This is a genomic window from Luteipulveratus halotolerans (genome assembly GCF_001247745.1).
Taxonomy (GTDB): Bacteria; Actinomycetota; Actinomycetes; order Actinomycetales; family Dermatophilaceae; genus Luteipulveratus; species Luteipulveratus halotolerans.
Genome location: NZ_LAIR01000002.1, coordinates 2,175,369 through 2,191,742 on the forward strand (window position 1 = coordinate 2,175,369; position 16,374 = coordinate 2,191,742).

Here is a 16,374-nt window from a genome sequence, read left to right on the forward strand (position 1 = left end):
TCACCGGCACCGCATCGGGTCGACGTTGGCGACGTCCGGCCTCGGCGATGATGAGCCGCATGAGCTTCACGTTCGTGCAGGTCGACCCGCAGGATCACGCGCTGCTGTCGCAGGTCGGAGACATCACCAAGCGGGCCTACGTCGACGGCGGCCACCTCGCGGTCGATGACGACTACGCGACGCACCTCGCCGACGCCGCCGGCAGAGCACGCGACGGAGAGCTGTGGGCAGCCGTCGAGGACAGGACCGTCCTCGGTTCGGTGGCGTTCGGTCCTCCGGGGAGTCCGCTCGCGGAGGTTGCAGGCCCGGACGAGGCCGAGTTCCGCATGCTGTCGGTCGACGCAGCCGCGCGGGGCCGCGGCGTCGGAAGTGCACTGGTGAGGCAGTGCATCGCACGCGCACGTGCGCACCACCTGCGCGCCATAGTCCTGTCGACCCAGCCGACCATGCGCGATGCGCACCGCATCTACGAACGCCTCGGTTTCGCCCGCACACCCGAGCGTGACTGGAAGCCCGTCCCCAGCGTCACGCTGAAGACCTACCGCCTCGATCTCTGACCAGTGACACGCTCGCCGGAGCGCCTGGTGAGGATCAGTCGATCAGGTCGGTCAGGGGCACGTCCGGGTCCTCGAGCCGATCCAGGTCGACCTGCTGCTTCGAACGGATCAGCGCCTTCACGTCGTCGACGACGTCCCACACGTTGACGTTCATGCCAGCCTGCACGCGCCCGTCACGCACCCAGAACGCGATCAGCTCGCGGCCGTCGAGGTCACCCCGCACCACGACCTCGTCGGACGGGTCGGCGAGGCCGACGTACTCCATCCCGAGGTCGTACTGATCGGAGAAGAAGTAGGGCAGGTCGTCGTACGACGCGTCCTCGCCCAGGATCGCGGCCGCCACAGACGCGGGATGATTGAGCGCGTTCGCCCAGTGCTCGACCCGAATCTCCTTGCCCGACAACGCATCTGGGTATCGTGCGACATCGCCGACCGCATAGACGTGCTCGTCACTCGTGCGCCCCGACGCGTCGACCACGACACCGTCGTTGATCTTCAGGCCGGCGTCGGAGGCGAGCTCGACCGACGGAGCGGCACCGATGCCGACGACCACCACATCGGTCGGCAGTGTCTCGCCCGAGCCGAGGCGTACGCCGCTCACCGAGCCCTCCCCCTCGATCGCCTCGACCGTCACGCCGGTGCGCAGGTCGACACCCTGCGACCGGTGCAGGTCGGCGAACATCGCGCCCATCTTCGGGCCGAGGACCCGCAGCAGCGGCTGCTCCAACGACTCGAGCACCGTGACGTCGGCGCCGGCCTTACGGGCGGCGGCCGCGGTCTCGAGCCCGATCCACCCGCCGCCGATGATCACCACCCGGGCGCCGTCGGCGAAGGCGGCACGCAACCGGTCGCTGTCCTCGACGGTGCGCAGCGAGAGCACGCCGTCGAAATCGGCACCCGGGAGGTCGAGCCGTCTCGGCGTGGCTCCGGTCGCGAGCACGAGCGTGTCGTACGGCAGGTCGTCGCCGGCGTCGGTGCGCACCGTCCGCGCCTGGACGTCGAGGGCCGTCGCCCGCTCACCTCGCCGCAGCTCGACGTGCTGCTCGTCGTACCACTCGACCGGGTGCACCGTCGCGTCGTCGAGGCCCTCGCCGGTCTGCAGGTAGTCCTTGGACAGTGGCGGCCGCTCGTACGGCAGCCGATCCTCCGCCGACACCACGAGCAGCGGTCCGTCGAACCCCCGCTCACGCAACGCCTCCACGGTCTTGGCGCCCGCGAGGCCGCCGCCCACCACCACGATCCGTCGCTTGTCAGCCATGCGCCCAACCTCCACCCCGCCACCGGTCCCACGCAAGGGATGCGCACGCCTACTGTGGAGTACATGAGTCCTGCCAGCCCCGCCCAGCCCGCCCGTGACCTCGACGTCGTGCTCTACGGCGCGACGGGCTTCGTCGGCCGCCTCACGGCGATGCACCTGGCCAAGGCCGCACCCGAGGGCACGCGCATCGGCCTCGCCGGACGCACCGCGGCCAAGCTCGAGAAGGTCCGTTCCGAGCTCGGCCCCCGCGCCGCCGACTGGCCGCTCGTCATCGCCGACGCCACCGACGAGGCCTCGCTCAAGGCCCTCGCCGAGCGCGCCAAGGTCGTCATCACGACGGTCGGCCCGTACGCCGCGTACGGCCTCCCGCTCGTCGAGGCGTGCGCCCGAGCCGGCACCGACTACGTCGACCTCACCGGTGAGGTGCTGTTCGTACGCCGCTCGATCGACCGGGTGAGCGACCTCGCCGAGGCCAGCGGAGCGCGCATCGTGCACAGCTGCGGCTACGACTCCGTGCCCTCTGACCTGGCCGTCATGCTCGTCGCCGAGAAGGCGCAGGCCGACGGCGCCGGCGAGCTCACCGACACCACGGTCTACGCCACGCTCAAGGGTGGTTTCAGCGGCGGCACCATCGACTCCGCCCGTCGCCAGATCGACGAGATCCGCGCCGACAAGGCGCTGCGCAAGGTCGCACTCGACACGTTCGCCCTCAGCCCCGCACGCGAGTCGGAGCCCAAGGGTGAGTGGAAGGACTCCGCCGCCGTCCGCTACAGCGACGACGTGAAGTCGTGGACCGCTCCGTTCGTCATGGCGATGTACAACACCCGCATCGTCCGCCGCAGCAACGCTCTGCTCGGCCACGCCTACGGCAAGGGCTTCCGCTACCGCGAGGTCATGCGGGCGGGCGACGGCAACCGCGGCCGGGCCACGGCGTACGCCATCGCCGGCGGTCTCGGCGCCGGGTTCGCCGCCCTCAGTGCCCCCTTCCTGCGGCCCGTGACCGACCGTGTCTTCCCCTCACCGGGCGAGGGCCCGAGCGAGAAGGCGCAGGCCGAGGGCTTCTTCAAGATGGAGTGCCGCACGATCACCACAGACGGGTCGCAGTACCGCAGCACCGTTGCAGCACAAGGGGATCCGGGCTACGCGGCGACCTCGGTGATACTCGGGGAGAGTGCTCTGTGCCTCGCGCTGGAGCGCGACCGCTGCCCGCTCCCGGCCGGCATGAACGGAGGCGTGCTCACCCCGGCGACCGCCCTGGGTGACGTGCTCGTCGACCGGTTGAAGGCTCAGGGCTTCACCTGCACCGCCGAGCGCGTCTGAGCCAGCGGACAGCATCGGTCCGCAGAGGTCCCTAGCCTCGGTGACATGACGACACTCGCCGAGGTCGGCCGCATGCGGCTGGTCTCTCAACGACTCGTACCCGCCCACGGCACCGCCGCGGAGGTGGTGCGCTGGATGACGTGTACGCAGGCGCAGGACTTCCCGGCCGCGCGTATCGCGGTCGCGCTGCGCACCGGCACGCGGTCGGTCGGCGAGGTCACGGCCGCGCTCGACGCCGGCGAGATCGTCCGCTCCTGGCCCATGCGCGGCACGCTGCACCTGGTCGCCGCCGAGGACCTCGGCTGGATGCTCGACCTCACGCTCGACCGACAGACGCGTCAGGCTCGCGCCCGTCACGTCGAGCTCGGCATCACGGCCGAGGTGTACGACGCCGCCGAGCAGGTCACGCGCGATCTGCTCGGCCGCGGGCCTGCGCTGCGGGCCGACCTGATGGCTGCCTGGCAGGCAGCCGGAGTCGCGACACATGACCAGCGCGGCCCGCACCTCATCGGCATGCTCGCCCAGCGACAGGTCATCTGCCTCGGACCGATGATCGAGCGCAGCCAGGCGTTCGTGCTGAGCGAGCAGTGGATCACGACACCTCGCCGCCTCGAGCGCGGCGAGGCCATCGTCGAGTGGGCACAGCGTTACTTCCGTAGCCACGGCCCGGCACCGCTGAAGGACTTCCTCTGGTGGACCAAGCTGCTCGTCTCCGAGGTGCGTCCCCTGCTCGACGACATCCGAGAACCGTTGGGATCATTGATGATCGCCGGGGTCGAGTACTTCCACGACCCGCTCCTGCCCGACCTGTACGCCGAGCACCGCCGCGCCACCGCGCGCCCGCTCCTGCTGCCCTCGTTCGACGAGATCCTGCTCGGCTACGGCGACCGCTCCCCCGCCCTCGACGACGGCGACATCGACCACGTCGTCCCCGGCAAGAACGGGTTCTTCCACCCGACCGTCATGCACCGCGGCCGCATCGTCGCGACCTGGCGCCGACCCGCCGTCCCCGGCGACGCCGTCACCGCCACGCCCTTCACCAGCCTGCCTTCCGCCGTCGAGCGCGCGCTGCCACGCCTGAGCGCCCGGCTGCCGCACGACCGATCGATATGAGCATGCAGCCGGCGCCGCCGATTCACTAGCCTCGCCGCCATGGCAGACGCCGCCCGCATCACCGCTCACCTCCAGCAGGTCGCCTCTGGTCCAGTGCAGCGCACGGCTGTCGTCATCGTGTGCTCAGCACTCGCGGGCGCCACCGCCCGCATCGACGCACTCCGTGCGGACGGAGCGGGCGACATCCTGGTGCTCGCCCTCGGAGCAGGCACCGGACCGCTGCCAGAGGGCGACGACGTCACCTGCGTGATCTGCCCCGGCCCACTGATCACATCGATCGCTGAGGAGATCCCGCTCTGGCAGCAGTTCGTCGACGACCCGCCCGCCGAGGCGCGCGACGCGCTGGCCGCCTTCGACCCGGCCGGTGACGCCCTGGTGGTGTGCCAGCTGCCTGTGACGCTCGACTCGTACGCCGGGCGCACCACACTCGGTGGCCGGCCACCGGCGTACACCGCCCTGGAGGACAAGACGCTGTCCGCGCAGCTGTGGCACGACGCAGGCGTGCCCCACAGCCCGGAAGCCGTCGTCCCGGTGAGCCGAGATGCGTTGCTGCGCACCTTGTCTCAGCTCGATCAAGGCCACGGCACGGTGTGGTCGGCCGACGCCTCGGACGGCATCAACGGCGGCGCCGACCGGGTGTTCTGGGTCCGCGACGAGGCCACGGCCGCGACGGCGTACGACGCGTTGCGCGGGTGCGCCGAGCGCGCGCGGCTGATGCCCTTCCTCGAGGGCGTCCCGTGCAGCATCCACGGCATCGTGCTCTCGGACGGGGTCGCCGTGCTGCGTCCGGTCGAGCTCGTCGTACTGCGTCGACCCGGCTCGGCGAAGTTCGTGTACGCCGGCATCTCGACGGGCTGGGACCCCGCGCCGAGCGACCGGGCCGCGATGCGCGACGGCGCACGTGCGGTCGGCGAGACGCTGCGCGCACGTCACGGCTACCGCGGCGCGTTCGGCATCGACGGTGTCATGACCGTCGACGGGTTCCGGCCGCACGAGCTCAACCCGCGGTTCACCGGCGGCATCAACGCCATCGCCAAAGGGCTGCCCGACCTGCCCCTCAACCGCCTGCACGACCTGGTCCTGCGTGGCGGCGACATCGGGGTGAGCGCGACCGACCTGGAAGACGTCGTGCTCACCGCCGCCGACGAGCGGCGCTACGGGTCGGCCTACGTCATCACCCGGGCCGTCCGACCGATCGAGACGACCTCCGAACCCGTCGACGGCGGCACCCTGGAGGTCGGCCCCCACCTCGCCGGCGGTCTGGTCCGCTACGTACCTGACCTGGTGCGGCCCGGGCAACGGCTGGCGCCGACGGCCGTCGAGATGTTCGCGGCCGCCGACCAGCGGTGGGGCACCGGGCTCGGACCGCTGAGCGCGGCACCCGACGTCCGCTGAGCCCGTACCTCTACGCTGTGCGCTCGTGACCACCAACTCCGGGCGTTTCAAGGCATGGTTCCTCGACGCCCAGCAGGCGGATCCCGGCGGCTACTACGAGGACGAGCACGAGGCCCGTACGCAGGATCACGTCCAGCCCTGGTGGCGCGTCATGTGCCTGACCGGCGTGGACTACTTCTCCACGCTCGGCTATCAGCCGGGGATCGCCGCGCTCGCAGCCGGCGCCGTCGCACCGGTCGCCACGCTCGTCCTGGTGCTCATCACGCTGTTCGGCGCGCTGCCGATGTATCGCCGGGTCGCCCGCGAGAGCCCCCACGGCGACGGCAGCCTGTCGATGCTGGAGCGGCTGCTGGCGTACTGGCCGAGCAAGCTGCTGGTCCTCGCCCTGCTCGGGTTCGTCGCCACCGGCTTCATCATCACGATCACCCTGTCGTCGGCCGACGCGAGCGCGCACCTGGTCGAGAACCCGCTGCTGCACGACCCGCTGCACGGGCAGGAGGTGCTCATCACGCTCGTCCTGATCGCCCTGCTCGCCGCCGTCTTCCTGAAGGGGTTCAAGGAGGCGATCGGGGTCGCCGTCGTGCTCGTCGTGATCTACCTCGGCCTGAGCGCCATCGTCGTCGCCGACGGACTGGTCGAGGCGATCACCCACCCCGACCTGTTCTCACGATGGACCGACGCACTCGAGCTCGAGCACACCGTGCCGCTCGGCGTGATCGGCGCCGCACTGCTGGTGTTCCCGGCACTCGCGCTCGGCCTGTCCGGTTTCGAGACCGGCGTCGTCGTCATGCCCTTGGTCAAGGGCGACCCGTCCGACACGGTCGAGCGTCCTGAGGGCCGCATCCGCAACGCCAAGAAGCTGCTCACCACGGCAGCACTCATCATGAGCGTGATGCTGATCAGCTCGTCGCTGGTCACGACGCTGCTCATCCCCGAAGCGGAGTTCGAGGACGGCGGCAAGGCCAACGGCCGTGCCCTCGCCTACCTCGCGCACGAGCGGCTCGGGGAGACGTTCGGGACGGCGTACGACATCGCGACCATCGGCATCCTGTGGTTCGCCGGGGCCTCAGCGATGGCGGGCCTGCTCAACATCGTCCCGCGCTACCTGCCGCGCTACGGCATGGCGCCCGACTGGGCCCGCTCCACACGGCCGCTCGTGGTCATCCTCAGCCTCATCGCCGCTGCCGTCACGATCTTCTTCAAGGCCAGCGTCGACGACCAGGCCGGCGCGTACGCGACCGGTGTCCTCGCGCTGATGGCGTCGGCTGCCGTTGCGGTGTTCCTGACCGAGCTGCGCCGCGGGCACCGTCGCCCTGCTGCGCTGTTCGCCGTCGTCAGTCTGATCTTCGTCTACACACTCGGCGACACGATCCTCAAGGAGCCCTCGGGCCTGCTGCTCGCGCTGCTGTTCATCGCGGCGATCATCGTCGTCAGCGTCACCTCGCGCATCAAGCGCAGCACCGAGCTGCGCGTCCAGAGCGTCGTCATCGACGACGCGGCCCAGGACCTGCTCGACACCGCGATCGCCGACCCCCGGCCGATCCGGTTCATCGCCAACAAGCTGCAGGCCGGCGACGACGAGGAGTACGACGAGAAGATGGTCGAGGTCATGCTCGACAACCATCTCAGCGACGGTGACGACCGCATCTTCCTCGAGGTCGAGGTCGTCGACGCCAGCGAGTTCGCGACCCGCGTCGACGTCACCAGCGTCCGGGTCGGGCAGCACCGCATCCTGCGCGCCACGGGGTCGAGCGTGCCCAACGCGATCGCGGCGATGATGCTGCACGTGCGTGACCTGGACGACCAGGTGCCGCACGTCTACTTCGAGTGGAGCGAGCGGGCGCCCGGTCAGAACGCGTTGCGCTTCCTGCTGGCCGGTGAGGGTGACATCCCGCCGCTCACGCACGAGATCCTGCGCCGCGCGGAGCCCGATGAGTCACGCCGCCCGCAGGTGCACGTCGGCGGCTGAGGCGTCTCAGCGCCTGCTCCCCCACTCCCACTGCGGGGTCGTGAGCATGCCCTGCCCTTCGACGAACGTCTCGCCGAGATCCTTGACGAGCCGCACGCCCCGCGCCGGCGAACCGAGACCGGTGTCGGCGTCGTCGTCATCGGTGACCTCCAGCGCGTCGATGAGCGGTGCGGCGTGGGTGACGACCAGCACCTGGGTGTACGCCGACGCCTGCCGGACCAGCCGCGCCAACGGAGCCAGCAGGTCGGGGTGCAGCGAGGTCTCGGGCTCGTTGAGCACCATCAGACCCGGCGGCGAGACGGTGAGCAGCGCGGCCGCCCACAGCAGGTAGCGCAGCGTGCCGTCGGACAGCTCGGCCACCGACAACGGTCGCAGCATGCCCGGCTGGTGCAGCTGCAGGTCGAACCGGCCGTCCGCCACCGAGACCTCGAGCCGGGCGCCGTCGAACGCGTCGGCGACCGCCGCGTCGAGCTCGCGACTGCCGTTCTCACGGATCGTCTGGATCGCCGCGGCCAGGTCGGCTCCGTCGTCGGCGAGCACCGGCGTACGGGTGCCGATCGCCACCTGACGGGCCGGAGCTGCTGCGTCGCTGCGGAACCCGTCGTAGAACCGCCAGCCGCGCATCATCCGGCGCACCGCGATGAGCTCGGGCGTGCTGAACGGGTCGGACAGCTCGCTGACCATGCTCTCCCACGGGGCGACGCCCCGGGTGAGCTCACGCCAGCCACGCCCGTCGCGCGCCTCGACCACCGACCAGCGCCGACGGACGAGCACCGATCCCGGACGCATGACAGGACCGCTCCAGACGACCTCGCGCTTGATCTCGGGGTCACGCAGGAAAGCCGACTCGGAGCCGGGCGCCTGCTGCGGCAGCCCGAGGTCGACGAGATAGCCGAAGTCGTCGGACGCGAAACCGAGGCGCAGACTGATCGGCCCCTTGCGTACGGTGCCCTGCACCTCGTGCCCACCGGTGCGCGCGCCACCCAGCGTGGCCGGGCCCGCCCACAGCGCCGACCCGAGGCCGCCCTCACGCGCGAGCGACCCGACGACCTCACCGCGGCTGCACCCGGCCAGCAGGCGCAGCGCGCGGTAGAGGCTGGACTTGCCGCTGCCGTTGGCACCGGTCACGACGTCGAGGCCGTGCAGCGGCACGACGACGTCACGCAGCGACCGGTAGCCGGAGACAGCGATCGTCCTGAGCATGCGCCCAACCTACGGGCGCGGTACGACGCTCAGACCGCGCAGCGGCCCCACAGCCCCAGCTCGGTGCGCACCTTCGCCTTCAGCACCTGGCAGCCGACCTGGTCGGTGCCGAGGTCACGCACCGACCAGCCCTTCGAGGTGTGGCGCAGGACGACCTGCGCCGGGTCGACGTCCGAGCTCTTCGGAGCCACGAGCGCGGACGCCCAGCGCGCGTCACGCGTCGACACCCGGATGGCGGTGACGACGACGCCCGTCGGAGGAACCTCACCGAGCAGTGGACTCCGCTCGACCGCGCGCGTGATCGCCGCCTTCGTCGCTGCACTGGGCGCGCTCGTCCGAGGCTTCGCGGTGACACGCGAGGTGGTCGCGTCGGTCACGTGGACCACGGCACGCCCGCCGGAAACCGTTGCGGTGGAAGCAGATCCGGCATCTGCGCCGGATACCATGCCGACGCCGATCAGACCGGCGGCTGCGATGGACAGGAGGGTGCGCTTCATCTGGTGGTGCTCCTTCTGCGGCCTCACGGCCGCGTCCCCGAGTGGTACCGACAAGACCGTCGGCACCCGGGCAGACGTCGCAGTGCCCTGCGGGGTTGGGTGCCGCGTGCGGCACGTGACCGGACCGTGATGCAACGGCCCGGCAGGAGGCAGGATGGGCGCATGCCGACGACCGAGATCGAGAGCCTCGACCAGCTTGACGCCGTGCTCCGCAGCGGCCGCTCCTTGCAGGGTCTGCGACTGCAAGGGCTCGACCTCACCGGTGATGTCGGCGAGCGGCTGCTCGCCCACGGCACCGCGGGCGTGGTCGTGCTCGGCGGCGTCCTCACGCCCCGGCTCGAGCACGAGCTGCGCGCCCAGGGCGCCACGATCTTCCCGACCGACCCGTCCGCGCCCGTCGATCCCTACCGCGCGCGGCTGTACGCCCCCACCGAGCTGTACGACGGTCTGCTCACCGATGGGTACGACGCCACGCCCGACGCGCGTGCCTACGTCTGGTCGCAGGACGCGGACAGCTCGCGCGACGCCTACGTGACGCTGCTGCGCGCCATTCACGACCACTCCATGTCCGATTCCCTGGACGAGCTGCTCGAGGGCCGCCACGTCGTGGGAGTGATGGGCGGCCACGCCGTCGAGCGCGGCACCCCGGCGTACGCCGACGCCGCCCGCCTCGGCCACGACCTCGCCGAGGCGGGTCTGCTCGTCGCCACTGGTGGCGGACCGGGCGCCATGGAGGCCGCCAACCTCGGTGCCGCCTGCGCCGACCCGACCGCACTGGACGCTGCGCTCGCGCAGCTCGCCGCGGTGCCGTCGTTCCGCCCGTCCGTGCAGGACTGGGCGCGGTCGGCCTCGGACGTGCGCGCGGCGTACGTCGACCCGCATGACGGCTGCCGCAGCATCGGGGTGCCGACCTGGTTCTACGGGCACGAGCCGCCCAACCTGTTCGCGGACGCGGTCGCGAAGTTCTTCTCCAACGCGCTGCGCGAGGACATCCTGCTCGCGCGCTGCGATGCGGGCGTGGTCGTGCTGCCGGGCGCCGCCGGGACGGTGCAGGAGATCTTCCAGCTGGTGACGCGGCTGTACTACGCGCGCGAGGGCACGCAGGTCGCACCGCTCGCGCTGGTCGGCAAGCAGCACTGGAGTGAGACCGTGCCCGTCTGGCCCGCGCTGGAAGCGCTCGGGCGCGACCGTGCCCTGGGCCGGGCGATCCACCTGGTCGACTCGACCGGTGAGGCGGCCGAGCTGGTCACCGCGAGCGGGTCAGGCTCCGACGTATGACGCGAGGTGCTCACCGGTGAGGGTCGAGCGCGATGCGACCAGGTCGGCCGGTGTGCCCTCGAACACCACCGAGCCACCGTCGTGGCCTGCGCCGGGGCCGAGGTCGATCACCCAGTCGGCGTGCGCCATCACCGCCTGGTGGTGCTCGATGACGATGACCGACTTGCCGCTGTCGACCAGCCGGTCGAGCAGACCGAGGAGGTTCTCGACGTCCGCCAGGTGCAGGCCGGTCGTGGGCTCGTCGAGGATGTAGACGTCGCCCTTCTCGGCCATCTGTGCGGCGAGCTTGAGGCGCTGCCGCTCGCCGCCGGAGAGCGTCGTGAGCGGCTGGCCCAGCGTGAGATAGCCCAGGCCGACGTCGACCAGCCGGTCGAGGATCTTGTGCGCCGCCGGGATGCGGGCCTCGCCGTCCGCGAAGAACGCCTCGGCCTCCTCCATCGACATCGCGAGCACGTCGGCGATGTTCTTGCCGCCGAGCTCGTAGTCGAGCACGGCCGCCTGGAACCGGCGACCCTCGCAGTCCTCGCACGGCGACTCGACCGTCGCCATCACCCCGAGCTCGGTGAAGATCACCCCGGCACCGTTGCACGTCGGGCAGGCGCCCTCGGAGTTGGAGCTGAACAAGGCCGGCTTGACGCCGTTGGCCTTGGCGAACGCCTTGCGGATCGGCTCGAGCAACCCGGTGTAGGTCGCGGGGTTGCTGCGCCGGGAGCCCTTGATGGCGCTCTGGTCGACGACCACCACACCATCCCGTCCACCGACCGAGCCGTGGATGAGTGAGCTCTTGCCCGACCCCGCGACGCCGGTGACGGCGACGAGCACGCCGAGCGGCACGTCGACGTCGACGTCGCGCAGGTTGTGGGTCGAGGCGCCCCGCACCTCCAGCGAGCCGGTCGGCGTACGGACGACGTCCTTGAGGGAGGCGCGGTCGTCGAGGTGGCGACCCGTCAAGGTGCCGCTGCTGCGGAGTCCGTTGACGCTGCCCTCGAACACGATCTGCCCGCCCTCGGAGCCGGCCTTGGGGCCGAGGTCGACGACGTGGTCGGCGATCGCGATCGACTCGGGCTTGTGCTCGACGACCAGCACGGTGTTGCCCTTGTCGCGCAGGCGCAGCAGCAGTCCGTTCATCTGGTCGATGTCGTGCGGGTGCAGACCGATCGTGGGCTCGTCGAACACGTACGTGACGTCGGTGAGCGACGACCCGAGATGGCGAATCATCTTGGTGCGCTGGGCTTCTCCGCCCGAGAGCGTGCCGGCCGGTCGGTCGAGGGAGAGGTATCCCAGACCGATCTCGGTGAACGAGTCGAGCAGGTGCTGCAGTCCCTTGAGCAGCGGAGCCACGGACGGCTCCTGCAGCTCGCGCACCCAGGCGGCGAGGTCGTTGATCTGCATGGAGCACAGGTCGGCGATGCTCTTGCCGGCGATCTTCGACGACCGCGCCTCGGGCGTCAGCCGCGTGCCCTCGCACTCCGGACACTGCTGGAAGGTGACGGCCCGCTCGACGAAGCGGCGCACGTGCGGCTGCATCGCCTCGGGGTCCTTGGACAGCATCGACTTGGTGATCTTCGGGATGATGCCCTCGAACGTGAGGTTGACGCCCTCGACCTTGATCTTGGTCGGCTCGCAGTACAGCATCGTCTCGAGCTGCTTCTGGGTGAACTTCGCGACAGGCGTGTCCATCGGCAGGCCGATGCCCTCGAACAACCGGCCGTACCACCCGTCCATCGAGTAGCCGGGCACGGTCAAGGCGCCCTCGCGCAGGGACTTGCTGTCGTCGTACAGCGCAGTGAGGTCGATGTCGCTGACATGGCCCATGCCCTCGCAGCGTGGGCACATCCCGCCCAGGTAGACCGCGTCCTTGACGGCCTTCTTCTCGACGTGGCTGCCCTTGTCGGTCGACATCATCCCGCTGGCCCTGCGGGTCGGGATGTTGAAGGAGTACGCGGTCGGCGGGCCGACGTGCGGGTCGCCGAGCCGGCTGAACAGGATGCGCAGCATCGCGTTGGCGTCGGTGGCGGTGCCGACCGTCGAACGCGGGTTGGCGCCCATGCGCTCCTGGTCGACGATGATCGCGGTCGTCAGGCCCTCGAGGTGGTCGACCTCAGGCCTGGCCAGGGTCGGCATGAACCCCTGCAGGAACGCGCTGTAGGTCTCGTTGATCATGCGCTGCGACTCGGCGGCGATCGTGCCGAACACCAGCGAGCTCTTGCCCGACCCGGACACGCCCGTGAAGACCGTCAGCCGTCGTTTGGGCAGCTCGACGCTGACGTCCTTGAGGTTGTTCTCGCGCGCGCCCTGCACGCGGATCAGGTCGTGGCTGTCGGCGTCGTGCAGCTGTGGGGCGGGCTTCGCGCTCGTCATGCGAGCGACCTTATCCACGCTCACTGACGGCGAGGGTCGCACCGAGGCCGATCATCATGACGCCACCGGTCGCGCCGAGGGCGTCCAGCCGCTGCGGCCTGCGGGCGAACCAGTCGCGTGCGGTGCCGGCGGCCAGCGCCCACACGCTGTCCGAGCAGACGGCGAGCAGCGCGAACACGGTGCCGAGCGCGGCGATCTGCAGCCCGCTGTGCCCGGCCCCGGCATCGACGAACTGCGGCAGGAACGCCACGAAGAAGACGATGGTCTTGGGGTTGGTCGCGCCCACGACCAGACCGGTACGCACCGCGTGCGACCGGCGTACGGACGTCGCGCCGTGAGGCTCGGCGAGCGCCTCGCGCGCGTCGGCACGGTGCCGGATCGCCTGGATGCCCAGCCACACGACGTACGCCGCGCCGGCGAGCTTGACGACGGTGTACGCGGCCGCGCTGGCCGCGACCACCGCCCCGAGGCCGATCGCGACCGCGGCCACCTGGACGAGCAGCCCCAGGGCGTTGCCGACGACCGACAGCAGGGCATCGCGGCGACCGACGGTGAGCGCACGACCGATGGTGAACAGCAGGCTCGGGCCCGGGACCTGCACGAACAGGAACGAGGCGAGCAGGAAGGCGAGCCACTGGCTGGTGCTGGGCATGGGCTCAGTCTGCCGCGACCGTGATGCCGGGGCGACCGGGATTCAGGCGGTGGACGCCGCCAGCTGACCACAGGCGCCGTCGATGTCGGACCCTCGGGTGTCGCGCACGGTCGTCGGGATCCCGTGCGCGCGCAGCCGCTCGACGAAGTTCTGCTCGACGCCCCGACGCGACGCCGTCCACTTCGAGCCCGGCGTCGGGTTGAGCGGGATCGGGTTGACGTGGACCCAGCCCTTGCCGCGGGCGTTGAGCTTGTCGCCGAGCAGGTCGGCCCGCCAGCCGTGGTCGTTGATGTCCTTGATGAGGGCGTACTCGATCGAGACGCGTCGCCCGGTGGTGCGGTAGTAGCGGTACGCCGCGTCGAGCGCCTCGTCGACGGTCCAGCGGGTGTTGATCGGCACCAGCTCGTTGCGCAGCTCGTCGTCAGGGGCGTGCAGCGACAGCGCCAGCGTGACCGGGATGCCCTCCGCCGCGAGCTTGTCGATGGCCGGCACCAGACCGACCGTCGACATCGTGATGCCGCGCGCCGACATGCCCAGGCCGTCGGGTGCCGGATCGGTGAGGCGACGGATCGCGTTGATCGCCTGCCGGTAGTTGGCCAGCGCCTCGCCCATGCCCATGAACACCACGTTGGACACTCGCAGCGGCGACTCGACCTCGTCGTCACCGCCGTCGCCGAGGTCACCGTGGCGCAGCGCCCGCGCGCCGGCGACGACCTGCTCGACGATCTCTGCCGTGGACAGGTTGCGGGTCAGGCCCTCCTGGCCGGTGGCGCAGAACGGGCAGTTCATGCCGCAGCCGGCCTGGCTGGAGATGCACATCGTCACGCGGCCCGGGTAGCGCATGAGCACCGACTCGACGAGTGCGCCGTCGAACAGCCGCCACACCTGCTTGATCGTGGCGCCGCCGTCGGCCCGCAGCTCGCGCACGGGGGTCAGCAGGTCGGGCAGCAGTCCCGACACCAGCTGCTCACGTGCGGCCTTCGGGAGGTCGGTCATCGCGTCGGGGTCGGCGACGAGCCGCTCGAAGTAGTGCGTGGACAGCTGCTTGGCCCGGAAGCCCTTGTGCCCGAGCTCCTCGACGGCAGCCTTGCGCTCAGCGGCGTCGAGGTCGGCGAGGTGCTTCGGCGGCTTGCCCCGCCTCGGGGCCGCGAACGTCAGCTGACCCGGCTCGGGTCGGCGTACGGGATCGGGCAGGTCGGTGGTCATCGCGTCATCGCCTTCGGTCAGCTCACCCAGAGGGTCAGCACGGCCCAGGTGACCGGCGCCGCCAGCAGCAGCGAGTCCAGCCGGTCCATCAGGCCGCCGTGCCCGGGGATGAGGTTGCTCATGTCCTTGATGCCGAGGTCACGCTTGATCATCGACTCGCACAGGTCGCCCACGGTCGCGGCGACCACCACGAGCGCGCCGAGCAGCGCGCCGGCCCACCACGCACCGTCCAGGGCGAGGGCGACGCACAGCGAGCCCGCGACCACGCACGAGACGAACGACCCCGCGAAGCCCTCCCACGACTTCTTCGGGCTGACGGTCGGAGCCATCGGGTGCTTGCCCGCGACGACGCCCACGGCGTACCCGCCGATGTCGCTGCTGATCGTCACGACGATGAAGGTCACGATGCGCGCCACGCCGTCATCGGGCTTGAGCAGAAGCGTGGCGAACGCCGCGAGCGCCGGGACGTAGAGCACGACGAGCACTCCCCCGGCCGCGTCGCGCAGCGACGCAGGGCTGTCGGCCTCGACCGCGACCCAGGTGATGATCGTCAAGGTCGCGACCACCAGGGCGGGCGCGAGCACCCGCGGCCCCCACGCGTACGCCACTGCCGGGATCGCCGCCGCAGCCAGGAGCGTGGGGATCGTCGGCGGGTGGACCTTGGCCTTGCTCAACCCGTTGAGCAGCTCGACGGCAGCGACGACCGAGGCGGCCGCGACGAGGACGACGAACGCCTCCTTGCGGACCAGCACCGAGACGAGCACCAGCCCACCGAGGAGGACGCCGACGCCGATCGCCATCGGCAGGTTGCGTCCGGCCTTGGGCGGCGGCTTCGCAGCGCCTTCAGGGGTCGCTGCGGGCGTCGCGCCGCGAGCCTCGCGACGCGACGCCGGGCCGGGTGCAGCGGCGGACATCACCGTGTCGTGCTGAGGTCCTCAGACCTCGAGCAGCTCGGCTTCCTTGCCCTTGAGGAGCTCATCGACCTGGTCGACGTACTTCTTGGTGGTGGACTCCAGGTCCTTCTCGCCGCGCGCGCCCTCGTCCTCGCCCACGTCGCCGTCCTTGACGAAGCGGTCGATCTCTTCCTTGGCCTTGCGGCGGATGTTGCGGATCGAGACCTTGGCGTCCTCGCCCTTGGTCCGGGCGAGCTTGATGTAGTCCTTGCGGCGCTCCTCCGTCAGCTGCGGGAGGATGATGCGGATCACGTTGCCGTCGTTGCTGGGGTTGACCCCGAGGTCGGACTCACGCAGCGCCTTCTCGATGGCCGCCATCGCACCCTTGTCGAACGGCTGCACCAGGATCGTGCGGGCCTCCGGCGTCTGGAACGACGCGAGCTGCTGCAGCGGGGTCGGCGCGCCGTAGTAGTCGACGGTCAGCTTGTTGAACATGCCTGCGTTGGCGCGGCCGGTGCGGATGCCTGCGAAGTCTTCCTTGGCGACCTCGACGGCCTTCTCCATCTTGTCCTCGGCCTCGAGCAGGCTGTCGTCGATACTGCCGTCCATGGTGGTGGGACTCCTCGTCGCTGTGCGGGGCTGGTCGGCCCCGCGATGATCTGATGACCGGCG

At 70.8% G+C, this 16,374-nt stretch carries 14 protein-coding genes; 6 read left to right on the forward strand and 8 right to left on the reverse strand.

The features are described from left to right. Positions 1 to 59: 59 nt before the first annotated feature. Positions 60 to 557, forward strand: a complete 498-nt coding sequence (locus VV01_RS10995) for a GNAT family N-acetyltransferase (RefSeq protein ID WP_050671873.1) — start codon at positions 60 to 62, stop codon at positions 555 to 557. A gap of 34 nt (positions 558 to 591) precedes the next feature. Here the strand turns inward: VV01_RS10995 and VV01_RS11000 are convergent, their stop codons facing one another. Next, positions 592 to 1,815 carry an NAD(P)/FAD-dependent oxidoreductase gene (locus tag VV01_RS11000; protein WP_050669923.1) on the reverse strand — a complete coding sequence of 408 codons (1,224 nt, stop codon included), beginning with the start codon at positions 1,813 to 1,815 and terminating at the stop codon, positions 592 to 594. A gap of 63 nt (positions 1,816 to 1,878) precedes the next feature. Here VV01_RS11000 and VV01_RS11005 point away from each other — a divergent pair, with 63 nt between their 5' ends. From VV01_RS11005 to VV01_RS11020, 4 genes are read left to right on the forward strand one after another with little or no spacing between them, the layout of a single operon-like run. Continuing rightward, positions 1,879 to 3,135 carry a saccharopine dehydrogenase family protein gene (locus VV01_RS11005; RefSeq protein WP_050669924.1) on the forward strand — a complete coding sequence of 419 codons (1,257 nt, stop codon included), beginning with the start codon at positions 1,879 to 1,881 and terminating at the stop codon, positions 3,133 to 3,135. 45 nt (positions 3,136 to 3,180) lie between these two features. Further along, entirely contained in the window at positions 3,181 to 4,248 is a 1,068-nt protein-coding gene (locus tag VV01_RS11010; RefSeq protein WP_050669925.1) for a winged helix DNA-binding domain-containing protein, read from the forward strand. A gap of 39 nt (positions 4,249 to 4,287) precedes the next feature. Next, positions 4,288 to 5,643, forward strand: a complete 1,356-nt coding sequence (locus VV01_RS11015) for a hypothetical protein (RefSeq protein ID WP_050669926.1) — start codon at positions 4,288 to 4,290, stop codon at positions 5,641 to 5,643. A 25-nt stretch (positions 5,644 to 5,668) separates the two neighbouring features. Continuing rightward, positions 5,669 to 7,612, forward strand: a complete 1,944-nt coding sequence (locus tag VV01_RS11020; protein WP_050669927.1) for an amino acid permease — start codon at positions 5,669 to 5,671, stop codon at positions 7,610 to 7,612. A gap of 6 nt (positions 7,613 to 7,618) precedes the next feature. Here VV01_RS11020 and VV01_RS11025 read toward each other — a convergent pair whose 3' ends face one another. After that, on the reverse strand, positions 7,619 to 8,815 hold the full coding sequence (locus VV01_RS11025) for an AAA family ATPase (protein ID WP_050669928.1): 1,197 nt from the start codon (positions 8,813 to 8,815) through the stop codon (positions 7,619 to 7,621). A gap of 29 nt (positions 8,816 to 8,844) precedes the next feature. Then, positions 8,845 to 9,312 (reverse strand): hypothetical protein, encoded by a 468-nt coding sequence (locus VV01_RS11030; protein ID WP_050669929.1) that lies wholly within the window; start codon positions 9,310 to 9,312, stop codon positions 8,845 to 8,847. A 162-nt stretch (positions 9,313 to 9,474) separates the two neighbouring features. Here VV01_RS11030 and VV01_RS11035 point away from each other — a divergent pair, with 162 nt between their 5' ends. Beyond that, complete coding sequence (locus VV01_RS11035; RefSeq protein WP_050669930.1) at positions 9,475 to 10,590, forward strand: LOG family protein; 1,116 nt, start codon at positions 9,475 to 9,477, stop codon at positions 10,588 to 10,590. Here VV01_RS11035 and VV01_RS11040 read toward each other — a convergent pair. Genes VV01_RS11040 through frr form a run of 5 tightly spaced genes read right to left on the reverse strand, consistent with a single transcriptional unit; the run spans position 10,573 to position 16,311 of the window. Further along, positions 10,573 to 12,951, reverse strand: a complete 2,379-nt coding sequence (locus VV01_RS11040) for an ATP-binding cassette domain-containing protein (protein ID WP_050669931.1) — start codon at positions 12,949 to 12,951, stop codon at positions 10,573 to 10,575. The genes VV01_RS11035 and VV01_RS11040 overlap by 18 nt on opposite strands. Before the next feature lie 10 nt (positions 12,952 to 12,961). Continuing rightward, a complete protein-coding gene (locus tag VV01_RS11045; RefSeq protein ID WP_050669932.1) occupies positions 12,962 to 13,603 on the reverse strand; it encodes a LysE family translocator in 642 nt (213 codons plus the stop codon). A gap of 42 nt (positions 13,604 to 13,645) precedes the next feature. Beyond that, positions 13,646 to 14,809: a 23S rRNA (adenine(2503)-C(2))-methyltransferase RlmN gene (rlmN, locus tag VV01_RS11050; RefSeq protein WP_050669933.1), complete on the reverse strand. Its 1,164-nt coding sequence runs from the start codon at positions 14,807 to 14,809 to the stop codon at positions 13,646 to 13,648. Positions 14,810 to 14,826: 17 nt separating this feature from the next. Continuing rightward, on the reverse strand, positions 14,827 to 15,723 hold the full coding sequence (locus tag VV01_RS11055; RefSeq protein ID WP_071606352.1) for a phosphatidate cytidylyltransferase: 897 nt from the start codon (positions 15,721 to 15,723) through the stop codon (positions 14,827 to 14,829). 21 nt (positions 15,724 to 15,744) lie between these two features. Next, positions 15,745 to 16,311 carry a ribosome recycling factor gene (gene frr, locus VV01_RS11060; RefSeq protein ID WP_050669934.1) on the reverse strand — a complete coding sequence of 189 codons (567 nt, stop codon included), beginning with the start codon at positions 16,309 to 16,311 and terminating at the stop codon, positions 15,745 to 15,747. Between the last annotated feature and the right edge of the window lie 63 nt (positions 16,312 to 16,374).

Excerpts from the sequence above, each read along its gene's own strand:
- VV01_RS10995 (WP_050671873.1), top strand. The coding sequence starts at position 60 with ATGAGCTTCACGTTCGTGCAGGTCGACCCGCAGGATCACGCGCTGCTG.
- VV01_RS11000 (WP_050669923.1), bottom strand. The coding sequence starts at position 1,815 with ATGGCTGACAAGCGACGGATCGTGGTGGTGGGCGGCGGCCTCGCGGGC.
- VV01_RS11005 (WP_050669924.1), top strand. The coding sequence starts at position 1,879 with ATGAGTCCTGCCAGCCCCGCCCAGCCCGCCCGTGACCTCGACGTCGTG.
- VV01_RS11010 (WP_050669925.1), top strand. The coding sequence starts at position 3,181 with ATGACGACACTCGCCGAGGTCGGCCGCATGCGGCTGGTCTCTCAACGA.
- VV01_RS11015 (WP_050669926.1), top strand. The coding sequence starts at position 4,288 with ATGGCAGACGCCGCCCGCATCACCGCTCACCTCCAGCAGGTCGCCTCT.
- VV01_RS11025 (WP_050669928.1), bottom strand. The coding sequence starts at position 8,815 with ATGCTCAGGACGATCGCTGTCTCCGGCTACCGGTCGCTGCGTGACGTC.
- VV01_RS11030 (WP_050669929.1), bottom strand. The coding sequence starts at position 9,312 with ATGAAGCGCACCCTCCTGTCCATCGCAGCCGCCGGTCTGATCGGCGTC.
- VV01_RS11035 (WP_050669930.1), top strand. The coding sequence starts at position 9,475 with ATGCCGACGACCGAGATCGAGAGCCTCGACCAGCTTGACGCCGTGCTC.
- VV01_RS11040 (WP_050669931.1), bottom strand. The coding sequence starts at position 12,951 with ATGACGAGCGCGAAGCCCGCCCCACAGCTGCACGACGCCGACAGCCAC.
- VV01_RS11045 (WP_050669932.1), bottom strand. The coding sequence starts at position 13,603 with ATGCCCAGCACCAGCCAGTGGCTCGCCTTCCTGCTCGCCTCGTTCCTG.
- rlmN (WP_050669933.1), bottom strand. The coding sequence starts at position 14,809 with ATGACCACCGACCTGCCCGATCCCGTACGCCGACCCGAGCCGGGTCAG.
- VV01_RS11055 (WP_071606352.1), bottom strand. The coding sequence starts at position 15,723 with ATGTCCGCCGCTGCACCCGGCCCGGCGTCGCGTCGCGAGGCTCGCGGC.
- frr (WP_050669934.1), bottom strand. The coding sequence starts at position 16,311 with ATGGACGGCAGTATCGACGACAGCCTGCTCGAGGCCGAGGACAAGATG.